This window comes from Bacillus sp. EB106-04-02-XG92 (genome assembly GCF_058791995.1).
In genome coordinates, this window is record NZ_JBYTEA010000006.1 from 202,700 (window position 1) to 217,831 (window position 15,132).

The 15,132-nt window shown below is 33.0% G+C and carries 11 protein-coding genes; 8 read left to right on the top strand and 3 right to left on the bottom strand.

Going from position 1 to position 15,132, the window contains the following annotated elements:
- Positions 1-155: 155 nt before the first annotated feature.
- The 3 genes from AC3WVA_RS17160 to AC3WVA_RS17170 all read left to right on the top strand — a co-directional run bounded on the left by AC3WVA_RS17160 (position 156) and on the right by AC3WVA_RS17170 (position 4,014).
- A complete protein-coding gene (locus AC3WVA_RS17160; RefSeq protein WP_098347463.1) occupies positions 156-1,322 on the top strand; it encodes a serine hydrolase domain-containing protein in 1,167 nt (388 codons plus the stop codon).
- Positions 1,323-1,619: 297 nt separating this feature from the next.
- Positions 1,620-3,374 carry an adenine deaminase C-terminal domain-containing protein gene (locus tag AC3WVA_RS17165; RefSeq protein ID WP_349303023.1) on the top strand — a complete coding sequence of 585 codons (1,755 nt, stop codon included), beginning with the start codon at positions 1,620-1,622 and terminating at the stop codon, positions 3,372-3,374.
- A gap of 112 nt (positions 3,375-3,486) precedes the next feature.
- On the top strand, positions 3,487-4,014 hold the full coding sequence (locus AC3WVA_RS17170; RefSeq protein ID WP_157409921.1) for a hypothetical protein: 528 nt from the start codon (positions 3,487-3,489) through the stop codon (positions 4,012-4,014).
- A gap of 122 nt (positions 4,015-4,136) precedes the next feature.
- Here the strand turns inward: AC3WVA_RS17170 and AC3WVA_RS17175 are convergent, their stop codons facing one another.
- Positions 4,137-5,546: a catalase gene (locus AC3WVA_RS17175; RefSeq protein WP_349303024.1), complete on the bottom strand. Its 1,410-nt coding sequence runs from the start codon at positions 5,544-5,546 to the stop codon at positions 4,137-4,139.
- 222 nt (positions 5,547-5,768) lie between these two features.
- On the opposite strand from AC3WVA_RS17175, the gene AC3WVA_RS17180 reads away from it, so the two are divergent.
- The 5 genes from AC3WVA_RS17180 to AC3WVA_RS17200 all read left to right on the top strand — a co-directional run bounded on the left by AC3WVA_RS17180 (position 5,769) and on the right by AC3WVA_RS17200 (position 12,929).
- On the top strand, positions 5,769-6,986 hold the full coding sequence (locus AC3WVA_RS17180; RefSeq protein ID WP_492322061.1) for an aspartate aminotransferase family protein: 1,218 nt from the start codon (positions 5,769-5,771) through the stop codon (positions 6,984-6,986).
- Positions 6,987-7,270: 284 nt separating this feature from the next.
- On the top strand, positions 7,271-8,293 hold the full coding sequence (locus AC3WVA_RS17185; protein ID WP_098347458.1) for a hypothetical protein: 1,023 nt from the start codon (positions 7,271-7,273) through the stop codon (positions 8,291-8,293).
- 222 nt (positions 8,294-8,515) lie between these two features.
- Complete coding sequence (locus AC3WVA_RS17190; protein ID WP_195756102.1) at positions 8,516-10,033, top strand: glycosyltransferase family 2 protein; 1,518 nt, start codon at positions 8,516-8,518, stop codon at positions 10,031-10,033.
- Positions 10,034-10,085: 52 nt separating this feature from the next.
- On the top strand, positions 10,086-12,407 hold the full coding sequence (locus AC3WVA_RS17195) for a glycosyltransferase (protein WP_492322073.1): 2,322 nt from the start codon (positions 10,086-10,088) through the stop codon (positions 12,405-12,407).
- A 279-nt stretch (positions 12,408-12,686) separates the two neighbouring features.
- Complete coding sequence (locus AC3WVA_RS17200) at positions 12,687-12,929, top strand: hypothetical protein (RefSeq protein WP_098347455.1); 243 nt, start codon at positions 12,687-12,689, stop codon at positions 12,927-12,929.
- A gap of 133 nt (positions 12,930-13,062) precedes the next feature.
- On the opposite strand, the gene AC3WVA_RS17205 is transcribed toward AC3WVA_RS17200, so the two are convergent.
- On the bottom strand, positions 13,063-14,550 hold the full coding sequence (locus AC3WVA_RS17205) for a glycosyltransferase (protein ID WP_098347454.1): 1,488 nt from the start codon (positions 14,548-14,550) through the stop codon (positions 13,063-13,065).
- Between the two features lie 87 nt (positions 14,551-14,637).
- A complete protein-coding gene (locus AC3WVA_RS17210) occupies positions 14,638-14,898 on the bottom strand; it encodes a hypothetical protein (RefSeq protein WP_098347453.1) in 261 nt (86 codons plus the stop codon).
- Positions 14,899-15,132 lie beyond the last annotated feature (234 nt).

The following is a 15,132-nucleotide window of genomic DNA, read 5'->3' on the forward strand; positions in this document are numbered from 1 at the left end:
CTCTTTTATTTTCATACATTACTTTTTTTCATTTGGTTGTTAAATCTCGAAAGTAAGTATTTCGTAAGGAATGGATAAGAAAAAAGAGAGTTTTATCATATAGGATGAAAGTATAGCTTAAATCAATACGATATGAATAGAGGAGAGAAAGCCTTATGAAAAAATGTTATTCCATTAAGTTAGCGAGTTTGGCAGTTTTATTAACGGGTACTACTTTATTCACACCAGGATTTACTGTGAAAGCAGAATCTACTCAAAATATTTCTAGTTCGTCACAAGTACATGATCAAAAGAATCGGAATGGCTGGAAACAAGTCATGCAGGAAACGGTACAGCTTGGCACACCAGGTATATTAGCTAAGGCTTTTAACAACGGAAAAACTAGTAGCTACACTGCTGGCGTGGCGGATTTAAGTACAAAGAAATCGATGAAATCGGATTATCGTTTTCGGATTGGTAGTGTGACGAAAACTTTTACTGCTACGACTGTTCTTCAATTAGTAGGAGAAAATCGTGTGCAACTTGACGATCCAATTGAAAAGTGGCTACCAGGTCTCATTCAAGGAAATGGGTATGATGGCAATCAAATTACGATACGTCAACTTTTGAATCATACGAGTGGTATAGCTGAATACTTAAAATCAAAAGACGCTGACATAATGAATTCGAAGAAAACGTATGCAGCAGAAGAAATAGTAAAGATAGGACTTGCTCTACCACCAGATTTTTCGCCAGGTAAAGGTTGGTCGTATTCAAACACAGGATACGTAATACTAGGAATGCTTATTGAAAAAATAACCGGTAATAGTTATGCAGAAGAAATCGAAAAGCGCATTATTGAGCCTTTGGATCTATCAAATACGTTTTTACCAGGTAATTCACCCGTCATCCCAGGAAAGAATCATGCTCGAGGGTATATGAAAATTGACGAAAAAAGTGAATTGAAAGACATGACGTATTATAATCCGAGTTTAGCTAATTCAGCGGGAGATATGATTTCAGATGCGGACGATTTAAATAAGTTCTTTTCATCTTTACTTGGTGGTAAGTTACTAAAGGAAACCCAGCTAAAAGAAATGTTGACAACAGTTCCTACAGAAAGAGAAGACATTGGTCATGGATATGGTCTTGGGATCTATGAAACTAAACTTCCAAACGGTGCATCAGTTTGGGGGCATACAGGAGGAATTCCTGGATTTACTACTTTTGCTGGTGGAGTAATGGGTGGCAAACATACATTGGCTGTCAGTACTAATTCTTTAGGTGTGATTGATATTGGTACACAGTTTAATAAAATGATGCAAATTGAATTTAAGAAATAGATGAATAGAATGCGAATAGGCTCCTGCTTTAAAGGACAGTATTAGCATTCCTAGAATGACATCAAGTGTATTTCAATCGTATAGTTTAGTATAAAAAAGGATGGCGGTTACACGACATCCTTTTTATTGTTGATCAAAGAGATGTATTTTTAATTCTGAAAATTGTTATTTTTATAATCATTCCATATAATGGAGGGTATAGGGCTTATACAGGGGAGTTATGAATGGATAATACTTTAGTTTGTTAATTATTTTTATTTTAATAAATAATAGTAACTAGATGTGGAGTGAAATTCATTGGGAGAAAATCAGTTTAGATGGAGTAACAAGCAATTAAGAGAACATGTTGAAGTAATAGGCGGCACAAGAAGTCCACACATTTTATTGAAAAATGCAACTTATTTAAATTCCTATATGCGCGAGTGGATGACAGCGCACATTTGGATATATAATGATCGAATTGTATACGTAGGGGAGCAGCTACCAGGGCAATTAACGGAGTGTGAAGTTGTTGATTGCGAAGGAAAGTATGTCGTACCCGGTTACATAGAACCGCATGCACATCCGTATCAATTATACAATCCTGAAACTTTAGCGAATTATGCGATGCAATTTGGGACGACTACTTTTATTAATGATAATTTAACTTTATTTTTCACATTACAACGTGAAGAAGCATTTTGTTTATTAGATGAATTTGAAAAGATTCCAGCAAGTATGTATTGGTGGTGTCGTTTTGATGGACAGACTGAATTGCAAAACGGGGAATCTTTATTTAATCGTGAAGAAATAATAAAGTGGCTAAAGCATAAAGCAGTTCTTCAAGGTGGCGAGCTAACAGCGTGGCCAAAGTTATTACATGGCGATGATGAAATGTTACATTGGGTTCAGGAAACGAAACGATTACATAAAAAAGTAGAAGGACATTTTCCAGGAGCATCTGAAACGACTTTAGCGAAGTTAAAACTGTTAGGTACAGATTGTGATCATGAGGCGATGACAGGACAGGAAGCTTTTGCTCGTCTTATGCAAGGTTACACGGTTTCCCTAAGAAATTCTTCAATCCGTCCAGATTTAGAAGTGTTACTGAAAGAATTGCTGGAACTAGGAGTAAAGCAGTTTGATAGATTTATTCTTACGACAGACGGCTCACATCCTTCGTTCTATGAAAATGGAATGACAAATGTAATGATAGCTACCGCGATAAAACAAGGAGTGCCAATAATAGATGCTTATCATATGGCAAGCTATAATATCGCTCGCTATTATAATATGGAACATCTACATGGTTCAATTGCAACAGGTAGAATTGCTAATATTAATATTTTGGAAAGTAAAGAAAACCCGGTTCCAATAAGTGTAATAGCAAAAGGGAAATGGGTGAAGCGTAACGGAGTAAATAAAAATGAATCATTACAAATAGACTGGAGTCAATTCAAAGTAACGCCATTACTATTAGACTGGTCCATAGAAAAAGAGGATATGATTTTTTCTCATAAAATGGGAATACAATTATTAAATAACGTTATAACAAAACCATACACGACTGAAACTGATTTAAACCGTGATGAACTTTCTCTAGATCATGATGAGTGTTTTCTCATGATGATTGCTCGTGACGGTACGTGGCGAGTGAATACAGTTGTCAAAGGTTTTGCGAAAGAACTTGGTGGGCTTGCTAGCTCATATTCAGGTACCGGTGATATCATTCTTATTGGGAAGAATAAAGAAGATATGCTTACAGCTTTTCATAGAGTAAAAGAGCTTGGCGGGGGAATGGTACTAGCTGAAAAGAATGAAGTATTACATGAAATCGCATTACCATTACTCGGGATTATGTCTAATTTAAAAATGAGTGAATTAATACAGGAAGAGAAACAAATGGTGAAACTACTCCAAGAGCGTGGCTACGCGTATGACGATCCGGCTTTTACCATTTTATTCTTTTCTGCGACGCACTTACCTTTTATACGGGTAACGCCTATAGGACTATATGACGTAAAAAATAGTAAGGTAATTGCTTCACCGGTGAATTTGATAAAGAAATGTTAATTTGAAAGGCTCTATAAAAGTCCAATCTATAGGGCCTTTCACATTGTTAGCATAAGAATATTGTGAGCCTCAAATAATATAGTATCTAAATTACTTGAGGTGAAACGTAAGTATGAAAAAAATATTGTATATTTTAAGTGTATTTATATTATGTGTATCTATTCAACAAGTTGTACATTCTCAAACAGATGCACCAGAGCTATCTTCTGATTGTCTTGAAAAAAGGAAAATTCGAGATGACAAGCATGTGAAGAATATAATAAGTGATATTAAATCCACATTTAATTTAAATATTGATGAAAATAGTTTTTGGGAAGTTAGTAAAAGAAATTTGGAGGCTGCCCATTTGATGTATGGCGGAAGGGAAAATGATTCTCATTATAATTCGCTAACTAAAATTTATGATAGTGGTGGATTTAGTGAGCAGCCTAGCTTATTTGTGAGTGCGCAAGAAGCATTTTTACTTTATAAAGAAAAAGATACTATCAATGTAATGAAACGCCTAAAACTAGATATTGAAAAAGGGGAATGGATCGTCATAGAAACAAAAAAGAAGAAAGGGAAAAAAGTGAAATTCAAGCCGTTGCAATGTGAAAAAGATTATTTAAAAAAGAGAAATGAGTACCATAATGTAAAATGAAATAACGAAAATCTTACAGGAGAATCTATCTTTAATAATTTATAAACGAGACAATAGATTTTATTAGTAATTTTTCTATAAAAGACGTCATTTTAAACATTAAAATGACGTTTTTTATATGCTTAGATCTTTTGCAACGCACTCTCAATCTTTGCGGCTAAATCAGCAGACACTTTATGAAAATATCCCAAAACAACCTTTCTAATATCATCCGAGATAACTTTCAAATCATCAGCTAAGTTTTTAGCAAGATGCTCTTTTTCTATCAGTTTTAACTTCGCATAAAATTCACTAGGCTGCGTAAAGTCATCCTGTTTCGTTATAGAAGTTCTTTCAAGTTTACCTTCGACATATCTTCCGTTACCGCTCGTTATTTGCTTAGCAGGTGTCCAATTTTTCTGTTGGTTAATCATTAATTTGCGGAACTCAGGTCCAATTCTTCTTCTTTGAGAATCACTATAAATGTTAGCTCGCCCTTGCAACATTTTATCATCTGATAGTTCTGCACCGTCTAGTAAATTAGAAGGGGAGAAGGCGACTTTTTCTACTTCTTCCATATAATTTTCTGGATTTTTATTTAATACCATTTTGCCTATTGGTATAAGAGGATACACCTTTTCATCCCATACTTTTGTATCATCTAAAGGGTCATAAGAAAGATGGGCTTCATCTTTCGGGTCCATGAGCTGGACATATAATCCGTATTCCACTGGTTTGCCATTTGCGATTGCATCATATAAATCTTTCCCGCTATAATCAGGGTTTTCAGCAGCCAGTTTAATTGCTTCCTCACTAGTAATGAATTGTACACCTTCAAATGGGTACCAATGATACTTTACATACTTTCGGTTACCTTCTGCATTTCTCCAAACATATGTATTAACACTATGTCCTGGTATGTGGCGAAGGCTTTTGGCCGTACCAGCATCAGAATATAAATGAAGAACGAAATGAATGGATTCAGGTGCTTTAGCGACGAAGCTCCAAAACCTATTAGGGTCTAGTAAGTTATTTTTAGGTGAAGGTGACAACGCGTGAATCGTTTCCGAGAAGCGCATCGGATCACGAACGGAAAAGACAGGAATATGATTACATAAAAGATCGAAAATACCTTCCTTTGTATAAAACTTTGTAGAAAAACCGCGTACATTTCTAGAAGTATCAGGTGTTCCTTTCGTACTAACAGCTAATGAAAATCGCACCATAACGGGAACTTTTTCATTAGAATGTTGTAAAAAACTGAGTTTTGTATGTTCAGACATTGGATAGATCGTTTGAAAATAACCGAACGCACCAAATCCTTTTACATGAACAGGTCTTTCTAAAATTTTTTCGTGAATAAATTGTTGTAACGTCTCGTGAAGTACACTATCTTGCTCTAGAACAGGTCCACGTGAACCAACTGTTTGAGAGTGAAGTGTAGCTTGTTCATTACGTTCTTCATTTGCATTAAAGCCTTTCCCTAGCAAAGATTGCCCCTGTTTATCATAGTTTTCATTCATCGATATTGCCTCCAAATATTTTTTATCCATTGTTACTAAATATGATTTTATACCCTTGATTATGTATGACATGCAGAGGAGTAGCAGACCGCTAGATGAAAAAAACGTGCATGTAGTGGACCTGTTGAAATAGAAGAAATTATGGGAAAATGAATATCGTGAAGAAAATTACTATTAAAATTTTAATCTGAAAAATGAATTTATAGAGAATAAACATAAATAAATAGGGGAAATAACTAGGAGGAATTTAAAATGTCGGATTGGTTTCAATTAGATAAAGAATACATGATGCCTACGTATTGTCGTACGAAGGTAGCAATAGAAAGAGGAGAAGGGTGCAAACTTTATGATGTGGATGGTAAAGAGTATGTAGATTTATTTTCTGGTGTCGGAGTGAACGTATTAGGATACAATCACCCGAAAATCGTGCAAACGACAATGGAGCAAGTTTCAAAATCATTGCATCTGCCGTTTCATTTTTTAAACCCAGTTGCGATTGAATATGCAAAGAAATTAGTAGAGTGCTCTTTAAAAAACGGAAAAGTATTTTTTACAAACTCTGGTACGGAAGCGACAGAAACAACGTTAAAATTAATTGATAAATATAGAGCTAATACGCATGAGGAACGTGAAGGAATCGTAGTGCTGAAAAATAGTTTCCACGGACGTACGTTAGGAGCACTTCATTTTACGAGACAAGAAAGTGTATATCAAAAATTCCCTAAAACATCGATTCCAGTATATGAAGTAGAGCGTGAGAATATAGAGCAATTAGAAGAAACAATTATTCATGAAAATCCAATTGCGATTATGTTAGAGCCTGTATTAGGTAGCGGGGGGATATACCCATTATCAAGTGAATATTTACATGGTGTTCAACACTTATGTGAGAAATATAATGTACTACTTATCGTTGATGAAGTACAAAGTGGTATGGGGAGAACTGGTAAACTATTTGCCTATCAAAATTTCAATATTACACCAGATATTATTCAAATTGGTAAGGGAGCAGGAGGCGGGATTCCGCTTGGCGGAATTATTGTAGGTGAAAAGTTATGTGATGTATTTGCACCTGGAGATCACGGCACAACATTTGCTCATTCATCAATGGGAACGGCTTTAGGGTTAACGGTATTAAACACATTGATTGACGATGGTTTAATGCAAGAATCGTATGAAATGTCACTATATTTAAATGATAAATTGCAAGAAATCCAGAAAGAAAATTGTTATTATATTGAGGAAGTACGTCATGCTGGCATGATGTTTGGAATTAGTTTAAATGATACAAATGAAAATGTGAAGAAATTACAGGTGGAGCTAATGGAGAAAGGGATGTTAGTTGATGTTACACAAGGGAACATCATTCGTTTACTTCCTCCATATATAATTACGAAAGAAGAAATTGATGCATTTATTAATCAATTTATTTCTTGTATGGATAAAGTTGCTGCTGTAGTAAGTGCTTAAAAATTTTAAGCTATATTTTATATAAAGTGCACCCTAATTGTTAGTAATATTTTTACAATGGGGGTGCGCTTTTTATTTTAGAATTTTATAAAATACAATCGTTGTTAAATGATAACGGAAAATAGAAGACATTTTATAATATTGAATGATAATAGAGTGGTGAAAAAAAGAAAAAGTAAGTAAATAAAGATAGTAGATAAAACGAGTGGTACTAACAACGAGTGATAGAACGTTTTGAAAATAATAGCATACGAATATATATATAATAAGAATGAGGTGATATATTGGAAAATAATGATATTCAATTTACTTCTTTACAAATGAGAACGGATAAATATGGTTGGGCTGGTATTCAATATACAAATAAAAAGCAGGCCATCTTATATACTCGAAACGGAGGAGTAGAATGGGATGTTGTTAATCCTCTAAATTCAATTGTATTATTTGCATATCCAATAGATGCTCGAAGCTCTTGGGCGTATGGTTTAACAAAAACGAATGAGGATTTATTGCCAGCTATATTTTATACAGTTAATAGAGGAGAAAGATGGAGTGAGTTTATTTTACCGGTTGAAGAAGATTGGGAGAAATCGACTGATGTTCAAGTGCAATTGCATGCTACGAATATGGACAGTATATGGATTGTATTATCTAGAAAGCTTGCATCAAATAAATTTGAACATAATTTATACTATTTGAAAACGAAAGGGAAAGCTTGGAAAGTAATAAAGAATATAAGTATTAGTGATAGTATTTCAGGGATAACATTTATAAACGATCTAATTGGGTTTATTTCATTACAAAAACATTATGAAACATCGGTGGTATTTAAAACAATAAATGGTGGGGAAAGTTGGCATCCTATAAAAGATATTCCAAGTCTTAAAGGAATTAATAATGGGACTACTATGGCTTATAAAGCAATCTATAAAAATAACTTATTAGTAATACCAACTAAAATGAATGATGATATATTTTTAATGAATTACTCATTTGATAAAGGAAATTCGTGGCATATTTCAAATAAAACAATAAATACTAGTAAAGTGGCTGTTTCATTTTTTAGTTCCTATTATGGCTGGGTTATAAATAGCGAAAATGGAGGTGTATATCAAATAATAAAAAAAGGAGCAAAATGGATAAAAGTATCAAGTAATCCAGTATTAAAAAATGTATTTTGTTTGCATTTTTTTAATCGGCGTAAAGGTTGGGCGTGTAATAAAAAAGAAATATTTACTACAAAAGATCGCGGTATAACATGGAAAAAGGTAGTATATAAAATTAATAATATTGATAAATTAGTTTAAAAGAGTCCTAAAGAAATTAGGGCTTTTTTGTTTTTAAATGGTAAGAGTTGTAACAAACAATGATAAGAGGAAGGAGGTAAGTGCAGAACTTATATTTTCAAAAATAGACGGTTGTTTTTACACAGTATAATTCACTTTTGAATATGTTAATAAAGTAGCAAATTCATAGGAAATGGTAATACTTAATATTTTATGTCACATGATGTGTAAAGGGGGCGTGTAATGAAATCGTTAACGGTTATTATTTTGTATAGTGAAAGAGAGCAAATATTAGAAGAGTCAATTCAATCTATATGGAAGTTAAATCCTCTTGAAATTATAATTTTCGTTCCTAACGATAGAAGTAATTTGTATGAAATAGCAAAGAAACATAAATGCCATATTGTTTTGATGGATAAATATAGTACGTATTATGAAGGGTATGAAGCTTCTGTAAAGGCAGCAAAAGGAGAGGTATTGTTATTTGTCAATAGTAATTTTTCAATATCTTCAAATGAAATGAAGAATTTTATTGAGCCAGTCGTTACAAATCAAGCTGATGTAGTATTAAACAAAATAGATAAATTTATTGAAGTTGGTAAATGTCCAAATATGGATATTGTTTGGAGAAAAATGTTAAATGAAATTTTATCTCGACCAGATTTAAAAAGCAATTCAATACTTTCATTACCATATGCACTTACGAAAGAAGTAGTGGTAAATATCGGCTTTGATTATATAAAAGATATCGTTTTAGCCCATATGAACATAGTTGATCAAGGCTGGCGGATTAACGATCAATATGCAATAAAAACGTTATCTGAAGATGAAACGTTAGAAGAAGAAGGATATTTATTTAAAAAAGAATTATTAGAAAATGAAAAAGAGAAAGTGGAAAAATATTTAATCGGTATTTCTAAATGGATAGAGAAAAAGGGAAAAAGAGTAGGGTTTACTGATGCAGGAAAAAGAAGAGATATTATTCAAAAATTAGGTGAAAGTAAGCAGTATCCTTCGTATCATCGAGGTTGGGGTATGCATTCATCAATTTATAACGGAAAGCAACTTTCTGTTATTATACCAGTGCAAAATGAAGAAGAAACTATAGAACAAGTAATACTTGAAGCAAGAAAAATAGAACCGCTAGAAATAATTGTCGTTGTAAATGGTTCGACAGATCAAACGGCCAATATCGCTAAAAGACTTGGTGCTACTATTATTAAATATAACGAACGGCTTGGTCATAATGTTGGACGTGCTATTGGAGCGTTTGAAGCTACAGGAGATATTCTCTTATTTATTGATGGTGATTTTAGTGTTTCAGGAAGTAATTTGCATCACTTTACAAAAGCAGTTTCAGCTGGCGTTGACATAGCATTAAATGATTTGAATCCGATGTTACATCCTCCGTTTTATGTTGTAGACATCGTAAAATATATGCTTAATTTAGCATATAATCGTCCAGAATTAAGCAATGGCTCATTAGTAGCAATTCCACATGCTATGAGTAGATCATGTTTAGATGCAATAGGCTGGGAAAGTTTACTATGCCCTAGTCTTGCACAAGTAAAAGCTATATTACAAGGGTATAGAGTAGAATGTGTACATTACGTTGATGTTGTAAAACCGAATAGAATTCGTTTAATGGAGAATGTGAGTCACAATGGACATCCTCCAGCAGTATTAAGAATAATTGGTGATCACGTTGAAGCTCTCTCTTACTTAATAGAACATCTGGAAATAGATGGAAAGGGTGATTAAACTGTTAGACCAGTACGAAAAAATTAACATTTCATATGAAGAATTATGGCAAATGGACTTTCAAACTACAGAACCATTTATACTCAAGGTTGATTGGGGTAAAGTAACGTATGAATTTTTAATTCGTATAAAGCCCGGTGCTTCTAACACTATTGTTTTTGGATCCGGAGCAGGTGGATTTCAAGAACAGCCAATTGGTCCGCCTATTTTTCATCGACATTCATGGATGGATGAATTTGAAGATACTGTTATATATTATAATGATCCTACATTATATCTTGGGAAATTATCTTTAGGTTGGGGACAGGGGGAGTTAGATAGATTTTACTTGCAAGATATAGCTAATATTCTAGAAATATTATTTGCAAAGTTAAAAATTGATTCAAAAAACGTGTTGTTTTATGGCAGTTCCGGGGGAGGGTTTATGTCTTTAATTTTAGCTGGATTCGTTAAGGGCTCCACAGTTTTAATTAATAATCCTCAAACAAATTTATTAAAATGGATACCTGTACCAATAAATCTAGTTTTCGATTTGTCTTATCCAGGTTTATCAAGAGAAGAAGTTGAGGAGAAATTTGGCGAAAGAATTAATGTTGTGAAATTTTTTAATCACATTAAATATGTACCGAATATTTATTTTTTGCAAAATTTCGCATGTGAATTTGATGTACAAAATCATTTACTACCATTCATTTCTGAATTAGAACAACTGGATAAAGATACGGAAGTAAATCAAATTGTAATAGATTTATATTTCGATAAAAAAGCAGGGCATGCAGCTGTAGGTAAGAGTGAGACAATTGAATATATAAAAAAAGTAAAGCCTAATCAGACTGTAAAAGAAAAACAAAAAGAAGTGGGGCTGTCAGTCGTTATAGTTTTAGGAGAAGAAAAATCGAAATTGAATCAAATTTTAAACAAATTGCAGCATATAAAACCATTAGAAATTATCATTGTAGCTGATGATAGAATGAGTGCGATACAATCCATACCTACATTTGTTGAGAGTAACGTTGTTGTGATTGAAGAAAAAAATAAATGGAAAGCACCAGTTCATGGGGCAAAAATCGCCAATAGAGATGTAGTCTTATTTTTAGATGGGGAAGATGTTATTTTTTCGGTAGAATTAGAGCGATTTATAGAACCGATACTGAAAAAGGAACAGGATGTAATTTTGAATAACAAAGACTCTGTATGTTTTGAAAAGATGAGAGTGGAATGGCCAAGTATTGCTATGGTGTATAGAAAAATAGTAAACGATGTATTGGGACGTATGGATTTAAAATATGATTCGATGTTATCTATGCCATATGCTATTACTACAAAAGCAATTGAAGACATTGGATATGACACTTTACAAAATCCCGTTCTTTCTCAAATAACTCTTATTGAGAAAGGGTGGCGACTACAATCCTCGTCAGCCATCACTAACACCTCCTTGAATAATATACCCGCAAACAAAACCTCTTTCTATAAAAATGAATTAACTAAATTAGAAGTATGTGAGATTAAAGAGAATGTAAAAGCTTTGGAAAGTTGGTTACAACGAAAAGATGATAGAGGGAACTATACAGATGGAGGAAGAAAAAGAGGCATTATAGAGCAACTAAAAAAACAAAAGAATTATTTGCATTTCCATAAAGGGTGGGGGATGAATTCATCAATTTATAATGGAAAACAGTTATCAATTGTTATACCGGCACAAAATGAAGAAGGGACGATTAAAGAAGTTATTCTTGAAGCGAGAAAAGTTGAACCGAAAGAAATAATTGTTGTCATTAACGGATCAACAGATCAGACAGAAGTAATCGCTAAGCAATTAGGAGCAACCGTAATTGTTTATGAAGAAACATTAGGGCATGATGTAGGACGGGCAATTGGTGCACAAGAAGCCACAGGGGATATACTTCTCTTTATTGATGCTGATTTTGCTATTCCAGCAAAAGATCTTCATCCGTTAACGCAGGCTGTTGCGGATGGTGTTGATATGGTTTTAAACGATTTAAATTTAAATCTTAGATTTCCTCTATATATTGTAAATTTATATAAATATATGCTGAATATTGCTTGTAACCGTAAAGATTTAGGGGTAGGATCTACAATTGCTGTTCCCCATGCTATTAGTAGAAAATGTGTAGAGGGAATCGGGTGGGACACTCTTCACACAGCGTGTGTTGCGCAAGTAAAGGCAATATTAGAAGGGTACAAAGTCGAATGTGTCCATTTTGTAGATGTAATGAAACCAAATCGTATTCGTCCAAATGAGCACTTTGCAACAGTAGGACATCCACCAGCTGTATTGAGAATTACCGGCGATCATGTAGAAGGGCTTTCTTATTTACTGAAGAATAGGGATTTTAAAGATTTATTTTAATTTGGAAGCTACTTTACTAATAAGGGTGAAATAGCAACGGATAGAGTGTAAGTGAAAACTTCTTCAAATACATGAAGAGGTTTTTACTTTTTTTATTTCACTTTATTTTAAGTATATAAGGTGAAGAGTAAATAAAGAAGTACCGATATTTTTATTTCTATATAAATTAATGTTAGGGACAAGAATAGTAAAATAACATCTAATTTATAAAATTTAGTACGAGAGTCGTGTCCGAATTTAATTAACTGCATATATTGTTAAAGGAAAGGAGGGAGAGTTATGGCATGTATTACGAATAATGTTTGTTTAGATGTGTGTCTTAAAATTACAATTACCCCTGGTAGTGGAATTGATGCAGTAGTAGATTGTGGGGGCGAATGTGGGACAAGTCCTACAATTGTAATTAATCCTAGTGGATCAATTGTTATTACTTTACCATTAGTTGCATGTTTCTCAATTGCACTAAATGATGATTTAAGTGTTGAATCTTCATTAACAAGCCTCTCTTTTCAAACTTCTTAAGAAATGAAAAGCCTGCCTTCTACTTTTCTTTTGAGCTGATGTAAAAATAAAAAAGATGGTTACAAACCATCTTTTTTATTCTGCTATATATTAAAAATGAGATAATATATTATTTAGTAGGCAGGATGTATAATTAAAAGTACTCTTTTTGTTCGATTAGGTAAGAAATTGCTTCTATATGATCACCAATGATTTGTTGTGTTGCTAATGAAAGGGAACCTTCCTCAGAGAAGTGTTTTTCAGGTCGAACACGATTCAATTTATCAACGTCGACAGAATGGACATTTTGTACATGAAAGCCTGCTAAAACTGTTTTCACTTGACTTAAGGTTGGTGAAAGAAGTGATTCAAACCCAATTGTATGAAGGCATTTTCGACTAAAAGCATGAGGGACAGCAATTGTGGATCCCATACCTAAATCTTTCCGATTACATGCTAAGTTGATAGCATATTTACATGCGGTGACGATAGAATAGGGAAGACGATACATATAGTAGTAATCTAGTTTATTTAAAGCTAAGTCCGTGCCATTTTGAATAGATTGTACAAATGGTAATAAATCACAACTAGAAATTAAGAAATCTCCATCTATAAATAATAATATGTCACCTTTGGCAAAATAGGCACCAACAGCACGTCCCGTATCATTTCCAAGTGCTTCTTCGTAACTAATAACTGTTGCATCGCAATCCTTCGCCAATTCCTCTGTTTTATCTGTTGATCCATTAACAATAACGATAATTTCAAAAGGTTTTAATTTCTGCACCTCAAAAATGACAGATTCTATCGTTTTTTCTTCATTTTGAACAGGGATGATAACTGATAATTGTTTATCTCCATAAGTATTCGAATAAAACTCTTTACCTGTAATTATTTTTGGAATGGATTTTTGTTCCCCGTTTTGAAGCCCTAAAATAATATGCCGCTTTCGATTATTATCGGTATAGTTTCCTCTTGGATTTTGCTCTATATTGAGCCAATTTGCAATGGCTGCAAGATGATAATGAATGAGTTGAGTTGAAGGAAAAGAGGGAACTTGAGGGATAGAAATGTTTAATTGATCGCAAATCCGAAATTTATGTTCAATAATTTTCATTTGGGCCAATATTGGATTTGATAAACTATCTGGAGTAATTACGTCAAGCGCTTCTTTTGTCATTGCGTAGGGAGGAAATAATAAGGAGTTAATATTTAAATCTGGGCGATGAAAAAAATGATTCGTAACTTGTTGCCAAATCATTGCTATATTTGGCTGTTGTTTTTGATAAAAAAAATCGTCTAAATCATTTAATACGACGTCAGCAGATCCATTTAGTAATGGTTGAAGAAATTGTATAAGTAAGGAGGGGGGAACCATGTAAATTTCATTTAAAAATAAGAGATACTGCCCCTTTGCTTTTTTTGCACCAATTACATAACAATTAGTAGATTCTATCGGTTCTTCTAGTGTAATAATTTCACAATTGTAGGAATCTGCACTCCCAATTGAATCCTGGGTATATCCGTTAATAGTAAGGATAATTTCTAAAGGCTGTAGTTGTTCACATGCTTCCAAAATTCTAGGTAAATTTTTTATTTTATGTTGTATGGGGATAATAATAGAAATTGAATTTTTACACATAAGCAGTCTCCTTTTTAATCAGAGGTAGTTGTTAATAAGATTAGATAAAATAGGAGATATATTTTCTTTTTGGTATAAGCATAACAATCATTTGTTTTTATCAGATTCACAATTTTCATTACTTGAATTGGAGTTTTTATTTATTCCAGAAGCGAGTAAATTATTGAGAACACCAAGGTCTAATTGTAGAGGGATGGAGTTTTCGGATGGAGCTTCCTCATTTTCTTTTTTTGTAGTTAATATAGTCTTTATATTTTTAATTTCTTTATATTGTTTTAAGGTAATGAAAAATACAGAAATAATTAAGAGAAAAGAAACAGTGGTAAGTAAAATTATTATTTCCAACATAAAAGAGCCTCCTTTAAAACTATAATAATATTATAGTTGAATGTAATAAAACAGAATTCGAGCTAATGAGTTCACTTTTTAAATATATGCAAATCTTAAGTAAAAGTTACTGATTTCTAGGTTAGAGGAAGCAATTATAGAAACGTTATACATATAAAAAAATGAAAGGTTCATTTGTAGTGTAAAGGTATATATTATATAGCCTAAACTTCATTTTGTGAAAAGTTAAATAGG

Excerpts from the sequence above, each read along its gene's own strand:
- AC3WVA_RS17160 (WP_098347463.1), top strand. The coding sequence starts at position 156 with ATGAAAAAATGTTATTCCATTAAGTTAGCGAGTTTGGCAGTTTTATTA.
- AC3WVA_RS17180 (WP_492322061.1), top strand. The coding sequence starts at position 5,769 with ATGTCGGATTGGTTTCAATTAGATAAAGAATACATGATGCCTACGTAT.
- AC3WVA_RS17170 (WP_157409921.1), top strand. The coding sequence starts at position 3,487 with ATGAAAAAAATATTGTATATTTTAAGTGTATTTATATTATGTGTATCT.
- AC3WVA_RS17190 (WP_195756102.1), top strand. The coding sequence starts at position 8,516 with ATGAAATCGTTAACGGTTATTATTTTGTATAGTGAAAGAGAGCAAATA.
- AC3WVA_RS17210 (WP_098347453.1), bottom strand. The coding sequence starts at position 14,898 with ATGTTGGAAATAATAATTTTACTTACCACTGTTTCTTTTCTCTTAATT.
- AC3WVA_RS17175 (WP_349303024.1), bottom strand. The coding sequence starts at position 5,546 with ATGGATAAAAAATATTTGGAGGCAATATCGATGAATGAAAACTATGAT.
- AC3WVA_RS17195 (WP_492322073.1), top strand. The coding sequence starts at position 10,086 with ATGGACTTTCAAACTACAGAACCATTTATACTCAAGGTTGATTGGGGT.
- AC3WVA_RS17200 (WP_098347455.1), top strand. The coding sequence starts at position 12,687 with ATGGCATGTATTACGAATAATGTTTGTTTAGATGTGTGTCTTAAAATT.
- AC3WVA_RS17205 (WP_098347454.1), bottom strand. The coding sequence starts at position 14,550 with ATGTGTAAAAATTCAATTTCTATTATTATCCCCATACAACATAAAATA.